This window comes from Alcanivorax sp. HI0044 (assembly GCF_001634945.1).
This window is the reverse complement of sequence record NZ_LWEZ01001226.1, coordinates 1-5,304: the sequence shown is the minus strand read 5'-3', so window position 1 is coordinate 5,304 and position 5,304 is coordinate 1. Positions and strand designations below refer to the sequence as shown.

Below are 5,304 nucleotides of genomic sequence, written 5' to 3'. Positions count from 1 at the left end.
TTTTCGGCACAAACCCACGAATCACGTCACAAACCGCCATTTCATAGCCGATTACCTACCGCCATCTGCCTGCCGCCCAGCGCCATCATTTCCAGCTGCAGGCAGGCATGATCCGCCAACACACGGCGCGCAGCGGGGCTACTGTCGAGCATGGAAATGCCGGCGCCGAACATGATCGCAATGGCCGCTTGCGCCTCCTGTTCTGCCGGCACCTGGACCCGCCCCTGGCTGGCGACCGCCTGACGCACGTCTTCGGCCAGCTCGTCCACCAGCAACTGTAATTCGCGCTGAATTCTCAACCGGTAGCGATCATGGCTACCCAGACGCTGCTGCACCAACAAGCGAAAATCATTGCCGTTCTCAGCAATATAACGGGTAAACCGCCCGACCAGCTCCTGCACCGCCTGGGCCGCACCGATTTCGATCATGCTGCGCCGCTCGTACTCCATGGCAGAGCGCAACCGAAAGCAACAGGAGTCAATCAACGCCAACCCCAGCGCCTCCATATCCGGAAAATGGTTATACAGGGAGGTGGCAGCCAGGCTGGATTCCCGGGCCACTTCACGCAGCCCCAGGCTGTCCAGACCACGCCCGCCCGCCATCAAATTTCGTGCGGATTCCAGAATCCGCTCCCGGGTTTGCCGTTTCTGGCGCTGTCGCGCTGTTTCAGCCATAACAGTATCACTAACGAATGTTAGTTAAATAATCCCATAAACGACGGCCACGGCGCAACAACGCAGCGGTTACAAAACAATCTTTGACAAACACTTGTTAGCTGGAAGAGAATTCACCTTACAGATGTAAGGCCGAAGACTTGGCACACGGCCTGATCACGGCGCATGATCAGACATGCGCTACAACACAACCTGCCTGCCCGAGCAGGCAGCAAGGAAGCACAAGGGGAAAGCAATGAACTATTTCGTTACCGGTGCCACCGGGTTTATCGGCCGATTTCTGGTTGGCCGTCTGCTGAAACGCGACGATACCCGCGTTTTTGCCCTGGTCCGCTGTGGCTCCGAGTACAAGCTGGATGCCCTGCGCAGCCGGCTTGGCGTGGATGCCGACCGTCTGGTGGCCATCCATGGCGACATCAACGAAAAACTGCTGGGCGTGAGCAAGCGTGACCAGGATGACCTGAACGGGCAAATCGATCATTTTTTCCATCTGGCCGCCATTTATGACCTGACCGCCGATGAAAACACCCAGCGCTACACCAATATCGAAGGCACGCGGCAAACGCTGAAACTGGCTGAAAAAATTCAGGCCGGCCGTTTTCACCATGTCTCCTCCATCGCGGCTGCCGGCCTTTACGACGGCACCTTTACCGAAGACATGTTCGAGGAAGCCACCGGACTTGATGACGCCTACCTGCTGACCAAGCACGAATCCGAAGCACTGGTACGCCAGGAAAGCAAAATCCCCTGGCGCATCTACCGCCCTGCCATGGTCGTCGGCCATTCTGAAACCGGGGCCATGGACAAGGTGGACGGCCCCTATTACCTGTTCAAGTTCATCCAGAAGCTGAAAGACGTATTGCCCAACTGGATACCTCTGATCGGCGTGGAAGGCGGCCACTTCAACGTGGTGCCGGTGGATTTCGTGGCGGACGCCCTGGACCACATTGCCCACCAGGCTGACCACGATGGCCAATGCTTCCACCTGACCGCAGACCGCAGCTACAGCCTGGGCGAGATCATGGACATCATCGCCGGCGCCGCCCAGGCCCCGCGGGTGGCCTTGAAGCTGGAAAACCGCCTGTTCGATGTGGTCCCGGGCTTTGTTCGCAAGGGCGTCAGCGCCCTGACCCCCAACCTGCTGCTCAATGCCGCACTGGACAACCTGGACATCCCGCCCTCGGCCATGAAGTTCCTCACCTTCCCCACCGAGTACGATAACAGCCGCGCCAAAGCGGCTCTGGAAGGCACTGGCATCGCGGCACCGGAGCTGGAAAGCTATATCCAGCAACTGTGGGATTTCTGGGAAAACCATCTGGACCCGGACCGCGGCGAGCGCAAGGATGAACTGCAACCGCTGCCCACCCTGCCCGAACGGGTGGAAGGCAAGGTAGTAATGGTTACCGGCGCCACGTCCGGTATCGGCAAGGCCAGCGCGCTGAAGCTGGCTCGCGCCGGCGCCACCGTGCTGGTGATTGCCCGCACCGCCGAAAAACTGGAAGAAACCCTGCATGAAATCGACCAGCTGGGCGGCACCGCACAGGCTTACAGCTGTGATGTGTCCGACCTGACCGACGTGGACAATTTAATCCAGCAGGTCCTCGCCGATCATGGCCATGTGGATATTCTGGTGAACAACGCCGGGCGTTCCATTCGCCGTTCCGTGGTCCATGCGTTTGACCGTTTCCACGATTACGAACGCACCATGCAGCTCAATTACTTCGGCGCCCTGCGACTGATCATGCAACTGATGCCCAGCATGATCGAAAACGGCGGCGGCCATGTGATTAACATTTCCAGCATCGGCGTGCTCACCAATGCACCCCGCTTTTCCGCCTATGTGGCCTCCAAAGCGGCACTGGATGCTTTCACCCGCTGCGCCTCCAGCGAGCTGGCCCACGAGGGGATCCGCTTTACCACTATCAACATGCCGCTGGTGCGCACACCGATGATCGCGCCCACCAAGATCTACAATCACGTGCCGACCATCAGCCCCACCCAGGCAGCGGACATGATCTGCGACGCCATTGTGCGCCAGCCAAAACGCATCGCCACCAACCTGGGCGTCATGGGGCAGGTGATGCACTTCATCACCCCCCGGGTCACCGAAACCATCATGAACACCGGCTACAAGTTGTTCTCGGATTCCTCTGCCGCCCTGGGAGACAAGGAGGGCACACCGAAGAAGATCCGCCGCGAACAGGCCGCTTTCTCGCGGCTGTTCAAAGGGATTCATTGGTAATTTGACGCCTGACGCCTGACGCTTGACGCCTGACGCCTGACGCCTGACGCCTGACGCCAAAAATTAAAGCCTAAGGAAAAATCGGCTCAAGCCGGTTTTCGTTTAATTTTTTCTCGTTATGCGTCCAGCGTCAGGCATCCAGCCTCCCATAAAAAAAGGCCCCGTTTCCGAGGCCTAATTGTTTCCGGAGACAACCGGAAGCATACGCAGCGGGATCAGATCCCGCAGTCATAGTGCCGCCGACCGCACCGCCCCGCCTTGACGTAAATCAGGTTTTTTTCTGTATTGCACAACCTGTATTGCACAACCGCATCCCCTGACGATCGCCAGACATTACCCAGCGCTTTGCGGATTGCCCGCCTGGGCCGCCAGCACCGGCGCCAGTGACGGAGGCGAGTACGCCGGGCCTTTCAACACCTTTCCTCGCTCATCCTTCACCGGCTTGCCATCAGCCCCCAACTTGCTCATGTTGCTGCGATGCACCTCCTCGCAGCAGGCGTTCAGGTCAATACCAAAAGTGTGCCCGGCGCCGTAGGTGACATAGTTGATATCGGTAAGCGCATCCGCCACTTCCACCAGGTCAACCTGAAACCGATCCAACGCCTCCAACTGCTCACGGGCCTGGGCCAATGTGGAGAGAAACGCCTGCTGGGCATCACTGGCATTCTGACACGTCGCTTCGGCCAGCTCGTGGAATTCCTCCAGCAACAAGGCCAGACGCAGGCGCACGGTCGCATCGTCCGGCACCACTGGCCGAGGCTCCACGGGCAACGAAAATGCCCGATGAAACTCCCCAACCTTATGAAAGTTGCTAACCTCAGACTTCATCGGCATGAATCTCTTCCAGAAAAGCCAGTATTTCCCGGTTCACTTCAGCCGCCTGCTCCATCTGGATCCAGTGGCCGCATTGATCCAGCATCACGGTACGCAGGTCCGGAATGTAATCCGGCATGCGCTGCAGCGCTTTCTGGCCAAACATGATCACCGGGTCCTGCAGGCCACCGATAAACAGGGTCGGCATCACGATCTGCCAGTCAGTGTCATCACGGCTTTCTTCCCAGGAAGCATCCATGGACCGGTACCAGTTGATCGGGCCAGTGAAACCGCTGTGCTCAAAACGCTCCACGTAATAAGCCAGGTCCTCTTCGCGCATCCAGCGGGGCTGGGTCGCCGGAACCGGCATGGACTGAAGGAAGCCGGTATCATCCGGGCCGACCTTGAAATCCGCGATCCCGTCGGCGGAAAGACCATGAAAAATACATCGCAAGCTGTACGACACGTCAGCCTCAAGCTCTTGCTCAGGCAGGGCCGCTTGCTGGAAGTACAGCATGTAGAAAAAACGGTCCTCGAACAGCTTGCGCATGGCGGTAGTAGGCGGCTCGGGCGCCGGGCCACCATAGGGAACAGACATACCGATCACCGCTCTGATTGCTTTGGGATATCGGCGTGCTACCTGCCAGGCCAGGCCACAGCCCCAGTCATGCCCCATCAGGATGGCGCTGTCATAGCCCAGCGCCTGAATCAGGGCCATCACATCCTCAACCAGCACACTCTGCCGGTAGGCATCGGCCTCTTTGGGACCACCGGTAAAGCCGTAACCGCGCAAATCCGGCGCCACCGCGTAATAACCGGACTGGGCCAGCACCGGCAGCTGGTACCGCCACGAAGCCCAGCATTCAGGGAAACCGTGCAAACACAGCACCAGGGGCGCACCGGCCTCGCCAGCCTCCGCTACAAAAAAATCCAGCCCATTGGCAGGAATCTGTCGCTCTCGCGTAAACGCCATACTCATATCCTAATTCAAGGCCGGGTAACAAACAGTCAGACGGCTACTTACCCGGCACCACTAAAATGCTATTGTTGGCATAAGGCACATGCCTGAATTTGACAGCAAGCACTGCCGCTGACAAGCACAGGCCGGCGCCCCGCGCCTAGTGATACTGCGGCAGGCCGAGAGAAACACAAAGGAACAACCCGTACAGCCACACCAGGGACGTAACTGTGAGCACGCCAAAGGGCCCCGAACAATCCAGCCCCCCCCAACGCACCCGCCTCGGCGAGTGGCTGGCGCCCTATATCCCGGCCTATTTCCCGGTGGCCTGGAAGCTGGGCCTGTCCATTTCCCTGCTGATTCTCTGCGGCATGACTATCCTCGGCACCCTGCTACTCAACAATCAGCTCAGCCGCATGCGCGACCAGGCAGACAGCTTTGGCACGGCCATCGCCCAGCAACTGGCCAACACCGCCCGCGAACCATTACTGGCGGACGACACCTTCTTTCTCAAGGTACAACTCAACAACCTGGCCCGCAGCGACAGCGTTCGCGGCGCCGCCCTGTTCGGTCGCGACGGCAACCTGATCGACAAGGCCGGCATTCTGCCGCTGGCC

General features: G+C 59.0%; 4 protein-coding genes and 1 pseudogene. 2 read left to right on the top strand and 3 right to left on the bottom strand.

Annotated features, from left to right (window positions below; genetic code table 11):
- Nucleotides 1-41: 41 nt before the first annotated feature.
- A complete protein-coding gene (locus A3730_RS17210; RefSeq protein ID WP_063538537.1) occupies nucleotides 42-674 on the bottom strand; it encodes a TetR family transcriptional regulator in 633 nt (210 codons plus the stop codon).
- A 175-nt stretch (nucleotides 675-849) separates the two neighbouring features.
- On the opposite strand from A3730_RS17210, the gene A3730_RS17205 reads away from it, so the two are divergent.
- The gene (locus A3730_RS17205; RefSeq protein WP_231883985.1) at nucleotides 850-2,916 is read left to right on the top strand and encodes an SDR family oxidoreductase; all 2,067 of its coding nucleotides are present in this window, start codon (nucleotides 850-852) and stop codon (nucleotides 2,914-2,916) included.
- Nucleotides 2,917-3,249: 333 nt separating this feature from the next.
- On the opposite strand, the gene A3730_RS17200 is transcribed toward A3730_RS17205, so the two are convergent.
- A complete protein-coding gene (locus A3730_RS17200) occupies nucleotides 3,250-3,744 on the bottom strand; it encodes a nucleoside triphosphate pyrophosphohydrolase family protein (protein ID WP_255364279.1) in 495 nt (164 codons plus the stop codon).
- The gene (locus A3730_RS17195; protein WP_063519811.1) at nucleotides 3,734-4,702 is read right to left on the bottom strand and encodes an alpha/beta fold hydrolase; all 969 of its coding nucleotides are present in this window, start codon (nucleotides 4,700-4,702) and stop codon (nucleotides 3,734-3,736) included. Before A3730_RS17195 ends, A3730_RS17200 begins: the two co-directional genes overlap by 11 nt.
- 215 nt (nucleotides 4,703-4,917) lie before the next feature.
- On the opposite strand from A3730_RS17195, the pseudogene A3730_RS32745 reads away from it, so the two are divergent.
- Nucleotides 4,918-5,304, top strand: a pseudogene (locus A3730_RS32745) (adenylate/guanylate cyclase domain-containing protein); the annotation flags it as partial.